The organism is Arthrobacter sp. Marseille-P9274 (assembly GCF_946892675.1).
GTDB lineage: Bacteria > Actinomycetota > Actinomycetes > Actinomycetales > Micrococcaceae > Crystallibacter.
This window is the reverse complement of record NZ_CAMPOV010000002.1, coordinates 883,701-904,337: the sequence shown is the minus strand read 5'-3', so window position 1 is coordinate 904,337 and position 20,637 is coordinate 883,701. Positions and strand designations below refer to the sequence as shown.

The following is a 20,637-nucleotide window of genomic DNA, read 5'->3' as shown; positions in this document are numbered from 1 at the left end:
CGGGAGGGAGGGGGCGGCCCCTCCCGCTCGGCCTCACACGGCGCTGAGCAGCGGCCGGGCGGGCACTGCAGCCCTCGCCGCTTCGAGCCCGGCGGCCAGGTCGGAGCGCAGGTCCGCGACGTCCTCAACGCCGACGGACAGCCGGACCAGGTCCGTCGGCACCGCCAGCTCCGTGCCGCGGACCGAGGCGTGCGTCATCTCCGAGCAGTAGCAGACCAGCGATTCCACCCCGCCAAGGCTGACGGACAGCGCGAACAGCCGCGTGGACTCGGCGAAGGCGCGGGCGGCGGACTCGCCGGCGGCGAAGCGCAGCGAGACGATGCCGCCGAAGCCGGACATCTGGCGCGCGGCCAGCTCATGCCCCGGGTGGTCCGGCAGTCCCGGGTAGAGCACCTCGGCGATCCCGGGCTGGTCCCGCAGCCATTCGGCCAGGGCCAGGGCGTTGCTGCCGTGCCGCTCCATCCGCAGGCCGAGGGTCTTCAGCCCGCGCGCGGCCAGGTAACAGTCCTGCGGCCCAGCCACCGCGCCGCCGGCAAACTGCTGGTATCCGACCGCCTCGGCCAGGGGCTTGCCGCGGAAGGCCCGGTCTGCCACCACCACGGCACCGCCGAGGACGTCCGAGTGCCCGCCGATGTACTTGGTGGTGGAGTGCACCACCACGTCGGCGCCGAGCTCCAGCGGCCGCTGCAGGTAAGGCGACGCGAAGGTGTTGTCGACCACCAGGAGGGCCCCGGCGTCGTGGGCCAGCCTGGCCCACCCGGCGAGGTCCGCGATGCCCAGCAGGGGGTTCGACGGCGTCTCCACCCACAGCAGCGCGGTTTCGCCCGGCCGGACCGCCGCCGCAACAGCGTCCAGGTCGGTGATGTCCACGGCGGTGTTGGCGACGCCCCACGGTCCCAGCAGGTGGTTGACCAGCCGGTTGGTGCCGCCGTAGCCGTCTCCGCCGAGCACGATGTGGTCGCCCGGCCGCAGCAGCGCGCGGAGCAGGGCGTCCTCCGCGGCCAGGCCGGAGGCGAACGCGAAGGCCGCCGTGCCGCGTTCCAGTGCCGCCAGCTGCGCCTCGAAGCCGTTGCGTGTGGGGTTGGAACCGCGGCTGTACTCGTGCCCGGCGCGCAGCACGTTGATGCCGTCCTGCACGAAGGTCGAGGTCTGGTAGATCGGCGGGATCACGGCGCCGGTCAGCGGGTCCGGCTCCTGGCCGGCGTGGATGGCGGTGGTGTTGAATCCGGGCATGCCAGCCTCCTTTCTTACGTTGACGTTCTAGGCGTTGACGACGGCGGCCGGGGCACCGGACGTCGGGAGCGTTGCGGTGAGCGGGGCCAGCGCCTGGGCCAGGTCGGCGACCAGGTCCGCGGCGGCTTCCAGTCCGATCGAGAGCCGGATGGTGGTCTCGCCGATTCCCGCCGCGGCCCGCTGCGGGGGCGAGAGCCGGCAGTGGGTCATGGCCGACGGGTGAGCCACCAGCGACCGGGTGTCCCCCACGTTGGCCACCAGCTTGAACAGCCGCAGCCGGTCGATGAACGGCCCCACCTCGGCCGGGTCCGCGGCGAGATCGAAGGAGAACACGCTGCCGGTGCCGCGCGGGAAGTCCCGGGCCGCAAGCGCCGCCTGCGGATGCCCCGGCACCGAGGGGTAGTGCACAGCGGCGACGGCCGGATGGGCGGCCAGGAAGCCGGCCACCTCGCGGGTGTTTTCCCCGTGCCGCGCCACCCGGATATCCAGCGTCTCGAGTCCCTGCAGCACCTGCGCTGCGTTGTACGGCGAGAGCGACGGGCCCAGATCGTGCAGGTACTTGCTGCGCGCCAGCGCCAGGTAGGCGCCGCGGCCGTGCCGCTCCCACAGGGTGTCCCCGCCGTAGCGGCGCTTGGGCCGCGTGAGCTGCGGCCACTTCTCCGGGTCGGCGGAGAAGTCGAACCGGCCGCCGTCCACCACCACCCCGGCGAGCGAGGTGCCGTGCCCGCCGAGGAACTTAGTCGCCGAGTGGACAACGACGTCGGCGCCCAGTTCCAGCGGGCGGTACAGCACCGGGGTGGCCAGCGTGTTGTCCACGACCAGAGGCACCCCGGCGCTGCGCGCGGCGGCGGCAATGGCCGGCAGGTCCTGCAGCGTGGCCAGCGGGTTCCCGATGGCCTCGGTCAGGAACGCCCTGGTCTGCGGACGCACCGCCGCGGCCCAGGCCCCGACGTCGGCCGGATCGGCAAAGCTGACCTCGATCCCGAAGTCGCCGAACGTGTCCGTGAGCAAGTCCACGGTTCCGCCGTACAGCTTCGAGGAGGCGACCAGGTGGTGGCCGCCGCGCACCAGCGCCAGCAGGGCCACGGCGACGGCGGCCTGCCCCGTGGCCGTGGCCAAACCGCCCGTGCCTCCCTCCAGGGCGGCCACGCGCTGCTCCAGCACGGCCACGGTCGGGTTGCCGGTCCGGGTGTAGGTGAAGCCCGCCTCCTTCAATGCGAACATTCGCCGGGCCGATTCGTAGTCGGGGAACTCGTAGGCCGCGCTCTGGTAGAGCGGCACCGTCACCGGCCGGTGCGGGGCCTGCGGTTCGTAGCCGGCGTGGATCTGCGCAGTGGCGGTACCGCCGTCGGGAATGCTCATGGGAAGGGGCTCCTTCTGCTGGACGCTGCGGCCGGACCGCTAGGCGCGGACGGCCAGGGTTTCGCGCGCTGCCTTCGCGGCGGCGACGACGTTGCGCAGGGACTCGCGGGTTTCCTCGTAACCGCGGGTCTTCAGCCCGCAGTCCGGGTTGATCCACAGCTGGCGCACCGGGATGGCGTCCAGCGCGGTTTCGATCAGCCCGGCGACTTCCTCGGTGGAGGGAACCCGGGGCGAGTGGATGTCGTAGACGCCGGGGCCGATCCCGCGGCGGAAGCCGAAGCCGGCCAGGTCTGCGACGACCTCGAGCCGCGAGCGGGCGGCCTCGATGCTGGTCACGTCCGCGTCGAGGGCGTCGATCGCGGCGATGACCTCGCCGAACTCCGAGTAGCACAGGTGCGTGTGGATCTGGGTCGCGTCGCCGGCGCCCGAGGTGGCGAGCCGGAAGGCGCGGACGGACCAGTCGAGGTACGCCGGCTGGTCCGCGGCGCGCAGCGGCAGCAGTTCGCGCAGGGCGGGTTCGTCCACCTGCACGATGCCGGTCCCCGCGGCCTCCAGGTCCGCGATCTCGTCGCGCAGGGCCAGGGCCACCTGGTTGGCGGTCTCCGCCAGCGGCTGGTCGTCGCGGACGAAGGACCAGGCGAGGATGGTGACCGGGCCGGTGAGCATGCCCTTCAGCGGCCGCCGGGTCAGCGACTGCGCGTAGCTGGTCCAGGGAACGGTGAACGCAGCCGGTCGGGACACGTCGCCCCAGAGGATGGAGGGCCGGGTGCAGCGCGAGCCGTAGGACTGGACCCAGCCGTTGCCCGTGGCCGCGAAGCCGTCGAAGTTCTCGGCGAAGTACTGGACCATGTCGTTGCGCTCCGGCTCGCCGTGCACCAGCACGTCCAGCCCCAGTTCCTCCTGCAATGCCACCACGCGGGCGATCTCGTCCTTGAGGAACTGCTCGTACTCCGCCTGGGCGATGCTGCCCTTCTGTGCGGCGGCACGGGCGCGGCGGACCTCTCCGGTCTGCGGGAAGGAGCCGATCGTGGTGGTCGGCAGGACCGGCAGCCCCAGCTTGGCCTGCTGCAGTTCGGCGCGGCGCTCGGCCGGGCCCCGGGTGAAGTCCTCCTCCCCCAGCGCCGCGGTGCGCTGCCGGACAGCCGGCGACAGCACGCCGTCGTACTTGGCGCGTGACCGCAGGGCCGCCTCCGCGTCCTGCAGTTCCGCGGCGATGGACGGGCGGCCTCCGGCCAGGCCGCGGGCCAGCGCCGCCGCCTCGCGCACCTTCTGGTCCGCGAAGGAGAGCCAGGCCGGCAGGTGCGCCGGAAGCGCGGACTCGGCGGCGACGTCGTGCGGCACGTGCAGCAGCGACGTGGAGGTGCCGACCGAGACGGCCGCGCCGGACTGCGCCTGCAGGTCCTCGAGCACGTCCAGCGAGGACAAGAGGTTGTTCCGCCAGACGTTGCGGCCGTCCACGATACCGGCGACGAAGCGGGTGCCACCGAGCGCGCGCAGCGCTTCGGCGGAGGGCAGCGCGCCGCGGACCAGGTCCGCGTGGACGGCTTCGACGCCGACGGCGGCCAGCACGGCCAGGGCCTCGCCGGCGCGGGCCGGATCCCCGGCGGTGCCGTACCCGGTGGTGACCAGCAGGGCCGGGCGGCCGTTCGCGTGGCGGCCCGCGGCGGCCACCGGGGCCTCGGCCAGCTTCCGGTATACCTGCTCCACCAGCCCGCCGGGAGCGGCCAGCGCCGCGCCGGCGTCCGTGGAGAGGCCCGGCTCGTCGAGCTGCACCCACTCGGCGCCGGCCTCGGCCAGCTGGCCGAGGATCCCCACGTAGGCCGCGACGGCGTCGTCGATCCGGGTCAGCGGGTCGAAGCCCTCGGGCGCGCCGTCCTCCGCCTTGGCGAGCAGCAGGTAGGTCACCGGGCCCACGAGGACCGGCCGCAGCACGGCGCCGCGGTCCTTCTGCCGGCGGATGATCCCGGCCAACTGGTGAGCGACGGCGGCGAAGCGGGTTTCCGGGCCGATCTCCGGCACGAGGTAGTGGTAATTCGTGTCGAACCACTTGGTCAGCTCCAGGGGCGCGCGTTCGCCGTAGCCGCGGGCCAGCACGAAGGACGCTGCGGTGCCGACGCCGCCGTCGCTATCCGCGAGGTCCGCGAAACGGGACGGCAGCGCGCCGAGGGCGGCCGTGGTGTCGAGGACCTGGTCGTAGAGCGCGAAGTCGGCGGGAATGGAGGAATCGGCGGCGTCCAGGCCGAGCTGGACCAGGCGGCGGACGGTCCGGTCCTGGACCTTCCGGGCCTCGAAGAGCAGGCCGTCCTCGTCGAGCCTGCCGCTCCAGTGGGCTTCGAGGGCCTTCTTCAGTTCCCGGTTTGGGCCGATGCGCGGGTAGCCCAGGATGGTGGCGGCGGGGAAGGTGTTCTTGGCGGTCATGATGTTCTCCTGTCGGGCGGGTTTATGCGGGTTCAGGCGGGTACGGAAGCGGAAAGGGTGCGGGTGGAGGGCAGGTCGAGCGCCTCGACCACCTCGATGGAGGCGCGCGCATCGTTGAAGGTGTACAGGTGCACGCCGGGCGCCCCGGCATCGAAGGCGGCGCGGGCCAGCTCCGCGGCGGCGGCGACCCCGATCCGGCGCCGCTCGGCGTCCGAGGACGCCGTCTCGAGCCGGTGCAGCAGCGCCGGATCCGGGCGGACGCCGGTCATCACGGCCAGCCGCTCCAGCCGGCGCACGCTCGACATCGGGATGACCCCGGGAATGATCGGGATCGTCACGCCGGCCGCGCGGGCGGCGGCCACCAGGCGGACGTAGTGGGCCGGGTCGAAGTACACCTGGCTGATCGCGAAGTCGGCCCCCGAGCGTTCCTTCGAGACGAGCACCTCGACGTCGTGCTCGAAGGAAGGGGACTCCGGATGCCGGTTCGGGTAGGCGGCCACCCCGACGGCCATCCGGCCGCCGGCCAGTGTCGCGGAATGCCGGCACTCGACGCTGCGGATCAGTTCCACCAGGTAGCGCGCGAAGGGCAGGTCGCCGCGGAACGTCTCCGGGTCGGTTGGCAGATCCCCGCGCATCGCCAGCACGCCGCGCACGCCCAGCCCGACGAACTGGCACACCAGCAGCTCCAGGCTTTCGCGGGTCTCCCCGACGCAGGTCAGGTGTGCCAGCGGTCGCAGCCTGGTGGCGCCCACCAGATGCTCGATCAGCTGGATCGAGGCGCGGCGCCGTTCGGGCGTGCCGCTGTAGGTCACTGAAACGTAGTCGGGATGGGTGCCGCCAAGCTCCTCGATGGCCCGAAGCACCGTGGCTTCGGCCTGCGCGTTGGCGGGCGGATACAGCTCGTAGGACAACGACGGCGGGACGGCTGTCCGTGCTGCCAGGGTCATGTACGCTCCTCGGTCGTGCCGAGGGAGTGCGCCGCTGCGCTGCTGAAAGGACCAGCCGTTTTCCACGCCGGGCAGGTGAAGGCCCTGGTGGTGTCGCTGGCGCGTCTCCATCGGTCCTGGCGGTAGCACCGTTCCGGTCCGTCTCCTCTCGGAGGCTTACCCGGATGGTTGCTGCGGCGTCAACGAGCCAGATCTCTCGGCCGCTCTGGATGGCTAATGCGTCCACTCTAGGAAGCGACGGGCGTTGAAGGGCAAACCTGCACGGGATGCGTCGAAGTGTTGCTCCCCGGCACGGAATGTTTCGTCACGAACGGCAAGTCCGCCGTCATCCGGCGCAACATCGTCCGGCCGGGCCGACCGCCCGCCGTCGTAATGTTGTGAACTTCTGGTGACGGACCCGGTTCCCGGTCTGTGATGTTTGGCATGCTTGGGGCATGGCAAACCGTGCGGGCACAGTGGCCCAACCCAGCGACCTTGTTGACCTGACCGCGCTGCTCGACGCGTACTTCGACGTGAAGCCCGATCCGAAGGAGCCGACGCAGCGCGTGGCCTTCGGCACGTCCGGCCATCGCGGCAGCAGCCTGAAGGGTTCCTTCAACGAGGACCATATCGCCGCCATCACGCAGGCGATCGTGGAATACCGGGCCGGCCAGGGCATCGCCGGTCCGCTGTTCATGGGCAAGGACACCCATGCCCTCTCCGACCCGGCGCAGAACACGGCGCTGGAGGTCCTCGCCGCCAACGGCGTCACCGTCTGGGTGGATTCGAGGACCGGCTGGACCCCGACGCCGGCCGTCAGCCACGCCATCCTCAAGCACAACACCGCAAACCCGGACGGGCAGGGCGACGGCATCGTCATCACGCCCTCGCACAATCCCCCCGGGGACGGCGGCTTCAAGTACAACCCGCCGCACGGCGGCCCGGCGGATTCGGATGCCACGGGCTGGATCGCCAACCGCGCCAACGAGCTGCTCGAGTCGGGTCTGCGCGGGGTCAAACGGATCCCGCTCGGCCAGGCCCAGTTCTCAGGCGCCGTCGGGACCTATGACTTCCTCAGCAACTACGTGGACGATCTGCCGCAGGTGCTGGACCTGGAGGCCATCCGCAACGCCAGCGTCCGCATCGGCGCGGACCCGATGGGCGGTGCCTCGGTGGACTACTGGGGCGCGATCGGAGAGCGGCACAACCTGGACCTGACGGTGGTCAATTCGACAGTGGACCCGCAGTGGGCGTTCATGACGCTGGACTGGGACGAGAAGATCCGCATGGACTGCTCCTCGCCCTACGCCATGGCGTCGCTGATCGGCCGTTCCGCCGAGTTCGAGATTGCTACCGGGAACGACGCCGATGCGGACCGCCACGGGATCGTCACCCCGGATGCGGGGCTGATGAATCCGAACCATTACCTGGCGGTGGCGATCCAGTACCTCTACACGCACCGGCCGCAGTGGCCCGCGGGCGCGTCGGTGGGCAAGACGCTCGTCTCGTCCTCGATGATCGACCGCGTGGCGGCGGACCTCGGCCGCAAGCTGGTGGAGGTTCCCGTCGGCTTCAAGTGGTTCGTGCCCGGCCTGCTCTCCGGCGAGGGCGTCTTCGGCGGCGAGGAATCCGCCGGCGCGTCCTTCGTCCGGTTCAACGGCCAGCCGTGGTCCACGGACAAGGACGGCATCCTGCTGGCCCTGCTGGCCTCGGAGATCAAGGCCGTCACGGGCAAGTCCCCGTCCGAACTCTACGGTGAGCTGGCCGCGAAGTTCGGTGCGCCGTCGTACGCGCGGATCGACGCGGCCGCCACCCGGGAACAGAAGACCGCCCTCGGCAAGCTCTCCGCCTCCGACGTGACGGCGACCGAGCTGGCCGGCGAGCCGATCACGGCAAAGCTGACCGAGGCACCGGGCAACGGCGCCGCGATCGGCGGGCTCAAGGTCACCACCGAAAACGCGTGGTTCGCAGCCCGCCCGTCCGGCACCGAAGACGTCTACAAGATCTACGCCGAGTCATTCAAGGGCGACGAGCACCTGAAGCAGGTGCAGGCCGAGGCGAAGGCGCTGGTGGACGGGGTCATCGGCTGACCCGGCCCTAGGGCGGGCGCGGGAGCGGCGCCACAGCTCGGGCGCGCGGGAAGGGCCGGCGGCAGTAGGATGCTTCCAGACCAAGCTCTTCCCACGTCCCGAGAGGCCCTCCATGAGCACGACCGAGAAGTCCTCCCCCTTCCGTTGGCAACTGCACGGCGACGGCAGGAGCATTGCGCCCGGCACGGTGGTCTCCCCGCAGGAGCGGCTGACCTGGGGCCGGACCATCGGGATCGGCGCGCAGCACGTGGTCGCCATGTTCGGCGCCACCTTCCTGGTGCCGCTGATCACCGGGTTCCCGCCGTCCACCACCCTGCTGTTCTCGGGGATCGGCACGATCCTCTTCCTGGTCATCACGGCCGGCCGGATCCCGAGCTACCTCGGCTCCAGCTTCGCGTTCATCGCGCCGATCGGCGCCGCCATGAACCAGCACGGCATGGGCGGTGCGCTGGGCGGGCTGATCATGGCGGGGGCGGTGCTGTTCGTCATCGGCTTCATCGTCCATAAGGCCGGCTCGCACTGGATCCAGGTCGTGATGCCTCCGGTGGTGACCGGCTCCATCGTGGCGCTGATCGGCCTGAACCTGGCGCCGACGGCTAAGACCAACTTCGAGCAGGGCGCCGTCACCGGCGTCGTCACGGTGGTCGCGATCCTGCTGGCCGCCGTCCTCTTCCGCGGCCTGCTCGGCCGGCTCTCCATCCTGGTCGGTGTGCTGGCGGGCTACCTGACTGCCGTGCTGCGCGGCGAAGTGGACTTCTCCGCCATCAACGACGCCGCGTGGGTGGGCCTGCCGCAGTTCCACACCCCGGAGTTCCACATTTCCCTCATCGGCCTGTTCGTCCCGGTGGTGCTGGTGCTCGTGGCGGAGAACATCGGGCACGTGAAGTCAGTGGCGGCCATGACCGGGCAGAACCTCGACCCCTATACCGGCCGCGCGCTGATGGCGGACGGCTTGGCCACGGTCCTCGCAGGCACCGGCGGCGGGTCCGGAACCACCACCTATGCCGAGAACATCGGCGTGATGGCAGCGTCCAAGGTGTACTCGACGGCGGCCTACTGGGTCGCCGGCATCATCGCCGTGCTGCTGAGCCTGTTCCCCAAGTTCGGCGCGCTCATCGCCACCGTTCCCCCGGGCGTGCTGGGCGGGGCCGGCGTGGTGCTCTACGGCATGATCGGCATCCTCGGCGTGCGGATCTGGGTCCAGAACCGGGTCAACTTCGCCAATCCCATCAACCTTTCCGTGGCCGGCGTTTCGCTGGTGATCGGCATCGCCAACTTCACCTGGTCCATCGGCGAGCTGACCTTCGAAGGCATCGCCCTGGGCACGGCCGCGGCGCTGCTGATCTTCCATGGCATGGGCCTTGTCGCCCGCTGGCGCGGCACCGAGCCGCTGGACGCCGCCGAGGACACCGGAGCCACCCCCTCCAAGCTGGGCTGAGCGCCGCTAGACGGTCGCGTGCATCCGCCCGTGCAGCGGGTTTCCCAGCTCGCGGATCGGCGTGCGGTAGGTTTCCCGCGCCCACAGCGCCCCGATCAGGGCGAGGACCGATGAACCAGCCACGATCCAGGCGGCCGGGCCCCAGTTCGCGGGCACTCCTCCCACCAGCGCGGTGGCCAGCAGCGGCGTGAACCCGGCGCACAGGATACCCACCTGCAGGCCGATGGCCATCCCGCTATAGCGCACGCGGACGTTGAAGAGCTCGGAGAACCACGCCGGGTAGATGGCGTTGGACATGGCGTACGTGCCTGCCGTGATGAGCGTGCTGACGGCGAAGACCAGCCCGATCTGTGCCGTGGAGATGGCCCAGAAGTAGACGAAGATCAGCATGCCGGACCCCAGCACGCCGGTGATGAAGACGGGGCGCCGCCCGAACTTGTCGGCCAGCAGGGCCATAGCCGGCTGGCTGGCCATCGCAATAACGTTGCCCAGGATGCTCACGAACAGCATCGTCTGGGCCGGTATTCCGACGGAAACGGCGTAGGCGAGCCCGAAGGCCTGCATGAAGGTGTTGGTCACCGTCTCGAAAGACATCAGGGCTACCTGGAAAAACTGGGCCGGGTGCGTGCGCAGCATTTCTATGAACGGCAGCTTGGCGCGGTCGTGATGCTTGGCCGTCTCCTCGAAAACTTCGGGCTCGTCGAGCGAACGCCGGACCAGGTAGGCCACGATCAGCACGACAAGGGAGAGCAGGAAGGGAATCCGCCAGCCCCAGGCCAGCCGGTCCTCTTCCGACATCGCGGCGACGGGCAGGAAGGCCAGGGACGCCAGCACGATGCCGGCGGAGATGCCGCTCATCGCGAAGGACGGGAAGAAGGCCCGCCGGCCGACGGGGGATTCCTCCATGGTCAACGCCGACGCCCCCGCCGTCTCAGCACCCGCGGAGAGGCCCTGCATCAGGCGCAGAAGGACCAGCAGGGCCGGCGCCCAGTATCCGATGGTGTTGAAGTCGGGAAGCAGGCCGATCAGGAATGTCGCAGCACCCATCAGCACCAGCGTCAGCACCAGCGTGTTCTTCCGGCCGATGTGGTCCCCCAGATGCCCGAAGACAATTGCGCCGAACGGGCGGGCGATGTAGGCGACGCCGAAGGTCGCAAACGACGCGATCAGGGCCACGGTCGGATCGCCCGCCGGGAAGAAAATCTGCGAAAACACCAGGGAGGCGGCCGTGGCATAGACGAAGAAGTCGTAGTACTCGAGCATGCCGCCCAGGAAGGCAGCGAGTGCGGCCTTTTTGGCGCGCTTTAGCCGGCGTTGCTGCTCTGCAGTGGTGCTCGGCTCAGCAGACTGTCGTCCTGTCTCATGGGACATAGGAGATCCTTTGGAATCGGGCGGGCGGGATCCCGCAACCGGAGATAACTAGAGCTTTCCGTACGCTATCCGCACAAATGTTCGTATTCCGACTCAATGAGGATACTGCATGTGTCGGCTATCACAAAGGGGTAAATTCCCGACGCTCGGGCGCTCTGCAACTTCCGTCGGCCGATGCCGAGCACCGCCCGGGAGGCCGGGATGCCGCGAGCCCTAGACCGGCGGCGGTAACGCGGCTAGCGTGGCAGGCACGTGCCCCGGGGTCCGACCCGGGCCCATCCGCAAGGAGGAAGCATGGCCAACCACGTCTACAACGTCACTGAAATCGTCGGCTCGTCCCCGGACGGCATCGACGCCGCCGTCTCCAACGCCGTAGCCGAGGCCTCCAAGACGCTTCGCAACCTGGACTGGTTCGAGGTCAAGGAGGTCCGCGGCCATCTCAAGGACAACGCCGTGGCGGACTGGCAGGTCACGATCAAGCTCGGCTTCCGGCACGAGGGTTCCTGACCGGCACTCCGCAGGAACTCCGGGGCCGGAACTCCAGGCGCCAGCGGGCCCGGGCCTTCAATGAGCCCGGGCCTTAGTGCGCCGGGACCCTCGGCCCGTCCGAACCTTTGGTGTGCCCGCGCCTTCAGTGCGCGCGGACGGGCATGGTCCGGATGAACCAGGCGGCAGCCCGTTCCGCGACCACGTCCAGGGTGCCCGGCTCCTCGAACAGGTGCGTGGCCCCTTCCACGATGTAGAGCTCGTGCGGCCCGCCCAGCTGCGCCGCGGCGCTCCGGTTCAGCTCGATCACCTGGGTGTCCCGGGAGCCGACCAGCAGCAGCGTCGGAGCCTCCACCCCGGCCAGGTCCGGAGCGAGGTCCGGCCGGCCGCCGCGGGACACCACGGACGCGATGGCTTCGGGCCGGGCAGCCGCGGTGCCGAGGGCGGCTGCGGCGCCGGTACTGGCCCCGAACAACCCGATCGGAAGCGCGGCCGTGTCGGGGCGCGTCTTGACCTCGTCCACCACCGCCGTGAGCCGTTCGGTGAGGAAGCCGATGTCGAACCGGAGCGACGCGTCCACGGCATCCCGGCGTTCTTCCGCATCCGTCAGCAGGTCGAACAGCAGCGTGCCCAGCCCGGCATAGTGCAGGGTCCGCGCCACCTCGATGTTGCGCGGACTCCTTCGGCTGCTGCCGCTGCCGTGGGCAAACACCACGATCCCCCGGGCGCCAGCGGGGATATGCAGGTCCGCCGCGAGGGCGGGCCCGCCGGACAGCACGGTCATCTGTGCGGACATGGTTTAAGTCTGCCGCAAAACCGGGCCGCTTCCTACGCCCAACCCGTTGTGCGCCGGCGCCGCCGGTGGTTGGCTGGAGTGATGAGCCAGCAACCCAGCGAAGACCTGCCCCGGGACGAGCACCTGCGCGAGGACGTCGGGGTTCCGGCGCCGAAGCAGGAATCAGCCGCCGAGTTCGACGAGGATGCCTTCACCTCGGGCCAGCTGAATGCAGGCCAACGGGTCCCCGGCCTCAGCCCTGAGGGCGAGTACAAGGCCTCCGAAAACCCGGAACGCGCCGCCGAGCCGGGCCAGGACGGTTTCCTGCCGCCCGAACCCGCTCCCCGCGACTAGCCTCAGGCCCCTTCCAGCGCCTGCTGCGTGGCCCACGTGACGTACTTGGCGGCCTGGGCGAACGCCTCGTCCGGGCTGCCGGCGAGGTCGAGCAGGCTCACGGCCGCCTCGACGCCGTGGGCCGCCAGGCGGCGGGGATCCAGCGTGATCTTCCCGGCAATAACGACGACGGGGAGTCCCTTGGCGTGCGCGCGGTCCGCCACGCCCAGAGGTGCTTTCCCGTATTCGGACTGCTCGTCGAGCGCGCCTTCACCGGTGATAACCAGGTCCGCCTCGTCGAGTGCCGCGTCCAGTCCGGTGAGCTCGGCCACCAGCTCGAACCCGCTCTCCAGCCGCGCCCCGGTGAAGCCAAGGAAGGCCGCCGGGAAACCGCCGGCTGCGCCCGCCCCGGGGACGTTGACGTCCCGCCCGGTCGCTTCCTCGATCAGCGCGGCCCAGCGCCGCAGGCCTGCGTCCAGCACCTCCAGCGACGTCAGGTCCGCGCCCTTCTGCGCCGCGAAGATCCGGGCCGCGCCCTCCGGCCCGTAGAGCGGGTTCTGCACGTCGGCGGCGATCCGTAGCACCGCGCCCTGCAGCCTCGGGTCCAGGCGGGTGGCGTCCACCCGCCGGGCGACCCCGAGCTCCGCTCCGCCGAGCGGAAGGCGGGCACCGGCGCCGTCGTAAATTTCCAGCCCCAACGCGCACAGGGCTCCCGCGCCGCCGTCGGTCATGGCGGAACCGCCCAGGCCCAGCACGATCTCGGTCGCCCCGGCATCCAGCGCGGCCGCAATCAGCTGGCCGCTGCCGTAGCAATGCGCGGCCAGCGCGGTCTGGACCGACGGTTCGGTCAGCAGCATCCCGGAGGCCCTCGCCGTCTCGATCACCGCGGTCCTGGTGCCGCCCCGCTCGAGCATCGCCCAGGACGCCGTGACCTCCTTCTCCAGCGGCCCGCGGACCCGGGCGGTATGCTCCTGGGCACCCGCGGCAAGGGCCGCCTCCAGCGTTCCTTCGCCGCCGTCCGCCACCGGCACGGTCCGGACCTCGGCATCCGGGTAGACGCGCAGCGCTCCTTCGGCCATCGCCGCCGCGGCCTCCGCCGCGGAGAGCGTCCCCTTGAACTTGTCCGGTGCTACCAGAACCCTCATGCCCGTCCCCTCTGCGGCCAGAAGCCGCGTTCATCCATCACCTGAGCCAGTATGTCCGCGCGGTCCGACATGATGCCGTCCACGCCGAGGTCCAGCAGCCGCTCCATCTCCGCGCGCTCATTGATCGTCCAGACATGCACCTTGAGTCCGGCGGCATGGCAGCGCCGCACGAACCCGGGCGTGACGACGGCGACCCGCCCGTACCGGACCGGCACCTGGACCGCGTTCATGCGGGCGGCGCGGCCCACGGCCCGGGTCAGGCCGACCCGGCCCAGTCCCACGAGCGCGGCGAGGGACGTGACACCGCCCGAGCTCGCCGCGGGGAGGGTCAGCCCGCGGTACGCCGCGAGCCGCCGGCGGTCGGAGAAGGACGTGACGAGGATCCGGTCGTGGGCCTTGTGGTCCTCGATCAACCGCGCCAGCACTGGCCCGCCGGCCGCGTCCTTCACATCCACGTTGAGCTTCAGGTCCTGCCACCGGGTGAGGACGTCCTCCAGCCGCGGGATGGGCTCCACCCCGCCGATCCGGATCTGCCGCAGCTGCGCGGCGGTGTGGCGGGACAGCCGGCCGGTGCCGTCCGTGACCCGGTCCAGCGTCTCGTCATGGAACACCATCAGTTCCCCGTCGGCGCTGGTGCGCACGTCCGTTTCCACGTACCCGAAGCCGAGCTCGACGGCGGCATGGAACGCAGCCATGGAATTCTCCAGCCCCTCCGGGGAGAACCCGCGGTGCGCGAAGGCCAGCGGCCAGGGCTCGGAGCCGGCGGGAGCGCCGAAGGAATTGCTCAGGTACGGAAAGTCGCCGGTCACGGCCCTTCCAGTTCCGCCAGCCGCGCCTCGAGCACCTGGGCCACGCCGTCCTGGGCGAAGGACGGTGCCCGGTAGCGGGCGGCGCCGATGACTTCCGGGTGGCCCGAGCCCATGGCATAACCAGAGCCGGCCCACTGCAGCATCTCGATGTCGTTGGGCATGTCACCGAAGGCCACCACGTCCTGGGGCCCGATCCGCAGCGACGCCGCGTATTCGGCCAGCGTGACGGCCTTGTTGATGCCCGGCTGCGCCATCTCCAGCAGCGCCTCCGTCGGCGCCGAGCGGGTCACCGCCGCGAGGTGCGAGACGGCGGCGTGGACTTCGGCCAGGAAGGCGTCCGGGTCCTGTTCCTTGCCGCGGGCCAGGAATTTGACGACGGCGTCCTCCTCGGTGAGCGAGGCCTCCAGCGGCGCCGGGGTAATTCCGTCCAGCAGCTCCACAGATCCCGAGTCCACGAACCCCGGTTCCAGCAGGAAGCCCGTGGTCGTTTCGGCGGCGAACGTCGTCGTCGGGTGCAGGTGCAGGATGGCGTCCCGGGCCGCGAAGATGTTGCGGTGCGGCAGCGCCCGGGCGGTCAGGACCTCGCCCGTGGCCAGGTCGTACACCACCGCACCGTTGGAGCAGATGACCTTGCCCTCGTGGCCGATCCGCTCGCGCAGCGGGTCCAGCCAGCGCGGCGGGCGTCCGGTGACAAAGACTACTTCGATGCCCGCCGAGGCCGCGTCCTTGAAGGCGCGCACCGTGCGGTCGCTGATTTTTCCGTCCCGGCCAATGATGGTCCCGTCCAGGTCACTGGCAATCAAACGCATAGTGCCCATCCTAGGGCGGTCCGCCGGTGCCGCCGTGCCCGGTGCCTGCGCGCCGCTGCCTCTTCGCGCTTCGGTCACTCGCCCAGGCCGAGTTCCTGGCGCGTGGGCGGATTGGCCCCCGGCCGTGACACCGTGACGGCGGCCGCGCGGGCAGCGAAGGACAGCACTTCCTCGAGCTGCTCCGCGCTCAAGGCCTGCAGGGCATCCCGCCGGCCGGAGCCGCCGAAACCCCGCTCCATCAGGGTGGCCAGCAGCGCGGCCATGAAGGAGTCGCCGGCGCCCACGGTGTCCGCGACATCCACCGCCGGGGCCGCCACTTCGGCCGCTCCGTCCCGGACCACGCCCCACGGCCCCCGCGCGCCGCGCGTGACCACGACCATGGCAGGGCCCTTGTCCAGCCACGCATGCGCGGTGTCCTCCGGATGCCGGTCCGGGTAGAGCCAGCGCAGGTCCTCGTCCGAGGCCTTCACCAGGTCGCTGAGCGCCACGAATTTCTCCACCTGGCGGCGGGCGAAATCCCGGTCGGTGATAATCGTCGGCCGGCAGTTCGGGTCGTAGCTGACCAGGGCGCGCGGGTGGACGCGTTCGACGGCGGCGAGCACCGTGTGCGCCCCGGGCTCCAGCATGGCGGCGATCGAGCCGGTGTGGAGCCACTGCGTGTCCTCGAATAGCCGGGGCGCCGCGCGGTCCAGGGAGGGCAGCTCCCAGAGCAGGTCGAAGCTGTAGTGCGCCGTTCCCGACTTGTCCAGCCTGGCCAGGGCCACGCTGGAGGGCTGGGAGTCCGGCTCCAGCGGCGTCAGCACCGAGTTCCGGCGCAGATGGTGCAGGATCATGTTGCCGTAGTCGTCCCGGCCGTAGCGGCCCACGAACTGCACGGGCTGCCCCAGCCGGGCCAGCCCCACGGCCACGTTCAACGGACTGCCGCCCACATGGGACAGCGGCGCGGTGTTGTCGCTGGAGACGACGTCTACGAGGGCTTCCCCGATTACTGTCAGCACAGTGTCAACGTAGCAGAGCAAGTCCGCCGGCGGCAGGCCTAGGACGGACCCGGATCCAGGCGCCCGAGCACTCCGCGGACACTCTCGAATGCCGGGCTGGCGGGATCGATAAGGTCCATGTGGCCGCCCGGCACCGGGACCAGTTCCGCCCGGCCACCGGCAGCCCGCGCGGCGGCGACATAGCGCTCGGACAGCTCGAACGGCACCGCCTCGTCCTGCCTGCTGTGGAAGGCGTAGACGGGCACCGGCAGCGGAAGCCGGCGCATCGGGTCCGCCAGCGCGAACCTGTTCGGCTCGTCTTCCGGGCCGCAGCCCAGGAAGTTCCGGACCGCCTGGTCGCTCAGCCCCAGTTCCCACGCCCGGCGCAGGTCCAGCACCCCGGCCTGGCTGAGCACCGCGGTCAGCGGCACCACGGGATCCGCCCCGGCGCTTCCGGCCGGCAGGCCGCCGCGTCCTGCGGCCCACGCCGCGAGCTGCCCGCCGGCGGAGTGGCCCAGCCCGACCACCGCGTCCAGCGCCAAGCCGTGTTCGACCGCGGCGCCGGCCAGGGCATCGATGCCGGCGGCCACGTCCTCGAAGGTCCCCGGCCAGCCCCCGCCGTTGCCCGCACGCCGGTACTCGAGGTTCCAGCAGGCCCAGCCGCGCGCCGCCAGGTCCAGTGCCGCGGGCTGGCCCAGTTCGGCGGTATAGCGGGCGCGCCAGTAGCCGCCATGGACAATAACGACGACGGCGCGCCGGGGTTCGGCGGGCAGGTACAGCTGCGCGTACTGGCTGGGATTCGGGCCGTAGCCATAGCGGATGGGCTCCATCCGCAGTACTTTAGCTGCCCGTGCCTGCCCCGACGATCGGGCTGTCGTTGCCGTTCGATTCCGAGCCCGCGACGTCGTGCGCCGTCGTGCCGCGCAGGTGCAGCTTCCACGGCACCGGGACCCGGCGGCCCTCCTGCGGCCCCTTCCCCTGCAGCCGCTGCAGCAGCAGGTCCACCGCGATATGCTCGCTGGGATCCGGCCCGACCGTGCTGAGCGTGGGATTGGACTCCCGGCCCAGTTCGGAATTCTCCACGCCGATGATCTCCAGGTCCTCCGGGATGTTCAGGCCCTTCAACGTGGCCGCGCCGGAGACGCACAAGGCCTCCATGTCCGCCGTCGTGAAGAACGCCGTCGGCGGTTCGGGCAGGCTCAGCAGCTCCATCGCGTCATTCACGGCGGTGCGCCAGTTGCCACCCGAGGCCCGGACCAGCCGGTCATCGAGCTCGACGCCGGCCTTCTGCATCGCCGCACGGAACAGCTCGAACCGCGTGCCGCGCCGGCTGGCCGTCGCCAGCCCCCGGTGGATCACGCCGATCCTCTGGTGCCTCGCGGCCAGGTACCTGGCCGCCTCGGCCAGCCCGCCCTCGGCATCGATGGCCAGCACGTCGAAGCCCTTCGGCTCCAGGAACTGCGAAACCACCACCTGGGCCACGCCGCGCCGCGCCAGATCCTCGATGGTCCGGGTCTCCTCCTCCGACTCCGAGCTGAAGCCGAGGATGACCCCGTCCGCCCCGCCGGAGAGCATGAAGTTGCGCCACGCGTCCTGCCCCAGCAGGATCACGACCCGCAGCCCGTGCGACGGCAGGATCTGGTTGGCGGTCTCCACCAACGCCCTGTCCCACGGCGACTCCAAGGACTCGATCACGACCGCGACGGTGTCCGTCCGGCCGCGCCGCATGCCCTGCGCGGCACGGTTCGGCACGTAGCCCAGGTCCTTCGCCGCCTGCAGGACACGCTCCTTGGTCGGCTCGCTGATCCGCGTGGATCCCCCGCTGCGTCCCGACAGCACATAAGAAACTGTCGCTAGTGAAACGCCGGCCTTCTCCGCGACATCGCGGATGGTCGGCTTGAATAGACTCCCCATGGCCTGAACACTCTCTCCCCCAACAGATTGGCCCCCCTGGGTCAAGCGTAACGATTTCGCGTCCATTTGACAGGCCCGGACCTTGGAGAAATATTGAAACGTTCCGCTCAGAGGCTCCAGTCCGCTATTTCCGCCGGATCCTCGCCGAACTCCCGGGTGTGTCGCCGCGCCCGCATGCGCATGTCCTGCAGCCGCTGCCGCAGGCCGGTCTGGGACGATCCGAGCGCAGGAACCCTGTCGATCACGTCAATGGCCAGCTGGAAGCGGTCGATCCGGTTCATCATCGCCATGTCGAACGGCGTGGTGGTGGTGCCTTCCTCGACATAGCCACGCACATGCAGGTTCTCGTGGTTCGTGCGCCGGTAGGTCAGCCGGTGGATCAGCCACGGGTAGCCGTGGTAGGCGAAAATGATCGGCTTGTCGGTGGTGAACAGCCGGTCGAAGTCCCGGTGTTCCAGCCCGTGCGGGTGCTCCTTGGCATCCTGCAGCCGCATCAGGTCCACCACGTTGACCAGGCGGACCTTCAGCTGCGGCAGCTGCCGGCGCAGGATCCGCGCCGCCGCCACCGCCTCGGTGGTCGGCACGTCCCCGGCGCAGGCCAGGACCACGTCGGGTTCCTCGCCGGGCCGCTCGCTTCCCGCGAACTCCCACACCCCGATGCCCCGCTCGGCATGGTTGCGGGCGTCCTCCGGCGCCAGCCAGGTCAGCGACGGCTGCTTGCCGCAGACGACCACGTTCACGTAGTCCCGGGACGTCAGGCAGTGCTCGGCCACGGCCAGCAGCGTGTTCGCGTCCGGCGGCAGGTAGACCCGGACCACCTCGGGTTTCTTGTTCATGACGTGGTCGATGAAGCCCGGGTCCTGGTGCGAAAAGCCGTTATGGTCCTGCTGCCAGACGTGGCTGGAGAGCAGGTAGTTCAGCGACGCCACGGGCTGCCGCCAGGGCAGTTCCCGGTGCACCTGCAGCCACTTCGCGTGCTGGTTGAACATCGAGTCGACGATGTGCACGAACGCCTCATAGCAGTTGAAGACGCCGTGCCGACCGGTCAGCAGGTACCCTTCCAGCCAGCCCTGGCAGAGGTTCTCGCTGAGCACCTCCATCACCCGCCCGGCCCGGGCCAGATGCTCGTCCACGTCCTCGATGCGCTGCTGCCAGACCTTGTCCGTGGCCTCGTAGACCGCCTGGAGCCGGTTGGAGGCCGTCTCGTCCGGGCCGAACAGGCGGAAGTTGTGCGGATTCAGCCGGATGATCTCGCGCAGCCAGCCGCCCAGGTTCGCCATCGGGGAGACGCGTTCCGTGCCCGGTTCCTTAACGACGACGGCGAAGTCGCCGTATTCGGGAAGCACGAGGTCATGCAGCAGCCGGCCGCCGTTGGCATAAGGGGTGGCGCTCATGCGGCTGTTGCCGGCCGGCGCCAGGGCCGCGATCTCCGCGCGCAGCCCTCCGGCGCCGTCGAACAGTTCCTCCGGACGGTAGGACTGCAGCCACTGCTCCAGCTGCTCCAGGTGCGCACGGTTGGTCCGCACCTCGGACAGCGGCACCTGGTGCGCCCGCCACGTCCCCTCCACCGGCTTGCCGTCCACCGTTTCCGGACCGGTCCAGCCCTTGGGCGAACGTAGCACGATCATCGGCCAGACCGGCGCACTCTCCCCCGCGGGCCTGCCGCCGCCGGCTGCACGGGCCTCGGCCTGGATGCGACGGATGCCGGCGAGGCAGGTCTCGAGGGCATGGGCAAACTCCTCGTGCGCCCGGGCGGTGTCCCGCGGATCCGCCACGGTGACGAAGTGCGGCTCGTAGCCGTAGCCGCCCATCAGCGCCGCCAACTGCTCCTCGGGCATCCGGGCCAGCACAGTGGGGTTCGCGATCTTGTAGCCATTCAGGTGCAGGATGGGCAGCACCGCGCCATCCACGGCCGGGTTAAGGAAGGAGCTGGAATGCCAGCTGCCGGCCAGGGCCGCGGTCTCCGCCTCGCCGTCGCCGATGACGCAGGCCGCCACCAGGTCCGGGTTGTCGAACACCGCCCCGAAGGCGTGCGCCAGCGAGTAGCCGAGCTCGCCGCCCTCGTTGATGGACCCCGGCGTTTCCGGGGCGGCGTGGCTGGGGACGCCGCCGGGGTAGGAGAACTGCTTGAACAGGGCGCGCATCCCGGCTTCGTCCTGCCCCACATGCGTGTAGATCTCGGAGTACGTGCCCTCCAGCCACGCGTTGGCAACGTTAGCCGGCCCGCCGTGGCCAGGCCCGGTAATGAAGAGGAAGTCCTGCCCGGTCTCGGCGATCACCCGGTTCAGGTGCGCGTAGACAAAGTTGAGCCCCGGCGTCGTGCCCCAATGCCCCAGCAGCCGCGCCTTGACATCCGCCGGTTCCAGCGGCCGCCGCAGCAGGGGGTTGTCCCGCAGGTAGATCTGGCCGGCGCTCAGGTAGTTGGCCGCGCGCCACCACAGGTCGACCCCCTCAAGCCTGCCGAGGCTGCGCTGGTCGGCACCCGGGTTGGTCAGTGCTTCCTGCTGTTCGGTCACGTGCTCACTCCTTGTTGGTGCTGGTTTTGGTGCTT

General features: G+C 70.5%; 17 protein-coding genes and 1 riboswitch. Of the genes, 4 read left to right on the top strand and 13 right to left on the bottom strand.

Annotated features, from left to right (window positions below):
- Positions 1–33: 33 nt before the first annotated feature.
- Genes OC550_RS17370 through OC550_RS17355 form a run of 4 tightly spaced genes read right to left on the bottom strand, consistent with a single transcriptional unit; the run spans position 34 to position 5,960 of the window.
- On the bottom strand, positions 34–1,233 hold the full coding sequence (locus OC550_RS17370) for a cystathionine gamma-synthase (protein WP_262107165.1): 1,200 nt from the start codon (positions 1,231–1,233) through the stop codon (positions 34–36).
- Between the two features lie 27 nt (positions 1,234–1,260).
- A complete protein-coding gene (locus tag OC550_RS17365) occupies positions 1,261–2,595 on the bottom strand; it encodes an O-acetylhomoserine aminocarboxypropyltransferase/cysteine synthase family protein (protein WP_262107164.1) in 1,335 nt (444 codons plus the stop codon).
- A 39-nt stretch (positions 2,596–2,634) separates the two neighbouring features.
- Entirely contained in the window at positions 2,635–5,013 is a 2,379-nt protein-coding gene (gene metE / locus OC550_RS17360; RefSeq protein WP_262107163.1) for a 5-methyltetrahydropteroyltriglutamate--homocysteine S-methyltransferase, read from the bottom strand.
- A 32-nt stretch (positions 5,014–5,045) separates the two neighbouring features.
- Entirely contained in the window at positions 5,046–5,960 is a 915-nt protein-coding gene (locus OC550_RS17355; protein ID WP_262107162.1) for a methylenetetrahydrofolate reductase, read from the bottom strand.
- Positions 5,961–6,064: 104 nt separating this feature from the next.
- A riboswitch (SAM riboswitch) is annotated at positions 6,065–6,176 on the bottom strand.
- Between the two features lie 218 nt (positions 6,177–6,394).
- Here OC550_RS17355 and pgm point away from each other — a divergent pair.
- Positions 6,395–8,029, top strand: a complete 1,635-nt coding sequence (gene pgm / locus OC550_RS17350; protein WP_262107161.1) for a phosphoglucomutase (alpha-D-glucose-1,6-bisphosphate-dependent) — start codon at positions 6,395–6,397, stop codon at positions 8,027–8,029.
- A 112-nt stretch (positions 8,030–8,141) separates the two neighbouring features.
- Complete coding sequence (locus OC550_RS17345; RefSeq protein WP_262107160.1) at positions 8,142–9,467, top strand: uracil-xanthine permease family protein; 1,326 nt, start codon at positions 8,142–8,144, stop codon at positions 9,465–9,467.
- Between the two features lie 6 nt (positions 9,468–9,473).
- Here OC550_RS17345 and OC550_RS17340 read toward each other — a convergent pair whose 3' ends face one another.
- Positions 9,474–10,838, bottom strand: coding sequence for an MFS transporter (locus OC550_RS17340; RefSeq protein WP_262107159.1), 1,365 nt, complete (start codon positions 10,836–10,838; stop codon positions 9,474–9,476).
- 294 nt (positions 10,839–11,132) lie between these two features.
- Here OC550_RS17340 and OC550_RS17335 point away from each other — a divergent pair, with 294 nt between their 5' ends.
- Positions 11,133–11,345: a dodecin gene (locus OC550_RS17335; protein ID WP_262107158.1), complete on the top strand. Its 213-nt coding sequence runs from the start codon at positions 11,133–11,135 to the stop codon at positions 11,343–11,345.
- 124 nt (positions 11,346–11,469) lie between these two features.
- On the opposite strand, the gene OC550_RS17330 is transcribed toward OC550_RS17335, so the two are convergent.
- Entirely contained in the window at positions 11,470–12,120 is a 651-nt protein-coding gene (locus OC550_RS17330; protein ID WP_262107157.1) for a dienelactone hydrolase family protein, read from the bottom strand.
- An 81-nt stretch (positions 12,121–12,201) separates the two neighbouring features.
- Between OC550_RS17330 and OC550_RS17325 the strand changes: the two genes are divergently transcribed.
- Complete coding sequence (locus tag OC550_RS17325; RefSeq protein ID WP_262107156.1) at positions 12,202–12,453, top strand: hypothetical protein; 252 nt, start codon at positions 12,202–12,204, stop codon at positions 12,451–12,453.
- Positions 12,454–12,455: 2 nt separating this feature from the next.
- Here the strand turns inward: OC550_RS17325 and OC550_RS17320 are convergent, their stop codons facing one another.
- The 7 genes from OC550_RS17320 to OC550_RS17290 all read right to left on the bottom strand — a co-directional run bounded on the left by OC550_RS17320 (position 12,456) and on the right by OC550_RS17290 (position 20,602).
- Positions 12,456–13,577 carry a glycerate kinase gene (locus OC550_RS17320; protein ID WP_262107155.1) on the bottom strand — a complete coding sequence of 374 codons (1,122 nt, stop codon included), beginning with the start codon at positions 13,575–13,577 and terminating at the stop codon, positions 12,456–12,458.
- The gene (locus OC550_RS17315; RefSeq protein WP_262107154.1) at positions 13,574–14,386 is read right to left on the bottom strand and encodes a glycerophosphodiester phosphodiesterase; all 813 of its coding nucleotides are present in this window, start codon (positions 14,384–14,386) and stop codon (positions 13,574–13,576) included. The genes OC550_RS17320 and OC550_RS17315 overlap by 4 nt, the downstream gene beginning before the upstream one ends.
- Positions 14,383–15,195 carry an HAD family hydrolase gene (locus OC550_RS17310; protein ID WP_262107153.1) on the bottom strand — a complete coding sequence of 271 codons (813 nt, stop codon included), beginning with the start codon at positions 15,193–15,195 and terminating at the stop codon, positions 14,383–14,385. Before OC550_RS17310 ends, OC550_RS17315 begins: the two co-directional genes overlap by 4 nt.
- A 74-nt stretch (positions 15,196–15,269) precedes the next feature.
- Positions 15,270–16,193, bottom strand: a complete 924-nt coding sequence (locus OC550_RS17305; RefSeq protein WP_262107152.1) for a carbohydrate kinase — start codon at positions 16,191–16,193, stop codon at positions 15,270–15,272.
- Positions 16,194–16,231: 38 nt separating this feature from the next.
- Positions 16,232–17,002, bottom strand: a complete 771-nt coding sequence (locus OC550_RS17300; protein ID WP_262107151.1) for a S9 family peptidase — start codon at positions 17,000–17,002, stop codon at positions 16,232–16,234.
- A gap of 10 nt (positions 17,003–17,012) precedes the next feature.
- Complete coding sequence (locus tag OC550_RS17295; RefSeq protein WP_262107150.1) at positions 17,013–18,086, bottom strand: LacI family DNA-binding transcriptional regulator; 1,074 nt, start codon at positions 18,084–18,086, stop codon at positions 17,013–17,015.
- Positions 18,087–18,193: 107 nt separating this feature from the next.
- On the bottom strand, positions 18,194–20,602 hold the full coding sequence (locus OC550_RS17290) for a phosphoketolase (protein ID WP_262107149.1): 2,409 nt from the start codon (positions 20,600–20,602) through the stop codon (positions 18,194–18,196).
- Between the last annotated feature and the right edge of the window lie 35 nt (positions 20,603–20,637).

Excerpts from the sequence above, each read along its gene's own strand:
- OC550_RS17370 (WP_262107165.1), bottom strand. The coding sequence starts at position 1,233 with ATGCCCGGATTCAACACCACCGCCATCCACGCCGGCCAGGAGCCGGAC.
- OC550_RS17365 (WP_262107164.1), bottom strand. The coding sequence starts at position 2,595 with ATGAGCATTCCCGACGGCGGTACCGCCACTGCGCAGATCCACGCCGGC.
- metE (WP_262107163.1), bottom strand. The coding sequence starts at position 5,013 with ATGACCGCCAAGAACACCTTCCCCGCCGCCACCATCCTGGGCTACCCG.
- OC550_RS17355 (WP_262107162.1), bottom strand. The coding sequence starts at position 5,960 with ATGACCCTGGCAGCACGGACAGCCGTCCCGCCGTCGTTGTCCTACGAG.
- pgm (WP_262107161.1), top strand. The coding sequence starts at position 6,395 with ATGGCAAACCGTGCGGGCACAGTGGCCCAACCCAGCGACCTTGTTGAC.
- OC550_RS17345 (WP_262107160.1), top strand. The coding sequence starts at position 8,142 with ATGAGCACGACCGAGAAGTCCTCCCCCTTCCGTTGGCAACTGCACGGC.
- OC550_RS17340 (WP_262107159.1), bottom strand. The coding sequence starts at position 10,838 with ATGTCCCATGAGACAGGACGACAGTCTGCTGAGCCGAGCACCACTGCA.
- OC550_RS17335 (WP_262107158.1), top strand. The coding sequence starts at position 11,133 with ATGGCCAACCACGTCTACAACGTCACTGAAATCGTCGGCTCGTCCCCG.
- OC550_RS17330 (WP_262107157.1), bottom strand. The coding sequence starts at position 12,120 with ATGTCCGCACAGATGACCGTGCTGTCCGGCGGGCCCGCCCTCGCGGCG.
- OC550_RS17325 (WP_262107156.1), top strand. The coding sequence starts at position 12,202 with ATGAGCCAGCAACCCAGCGAAGACCTGCCCCGGGACGAGCACCTGCGC.
- OC550_RS17320 (WP_262107155.1), bottom strand. The coding sequence starts at position 13,577 with ATGAGGGTTCTGGTAGCACCGGACAAGTTCAAGGGGACGCTCTCCGCG.
- OC550_RS17310 (WP_262107153.1), bottom strand. The coding sequence starts at position 15,195 with ATGCGTTTGATTGCCAGTGACCTGGACGGGACCATCATTGGCCGGGAC.
- OC550_RS17300 (WP_262107151.1), bottom strand. The coding sequence starts at position 17,002 with ATGGAGCCCATCCGCTATGGCTACGGCCCGAATCCCAGCCAGTACGCG.
- OC550_RS17295 (WP_262107150.1), bottom strand. The coding sequence starts at position 18,086 with ATGGGGAGTCTATTCAAGCCGACCATCCGCGATGTCGCGGAGAAGGCC.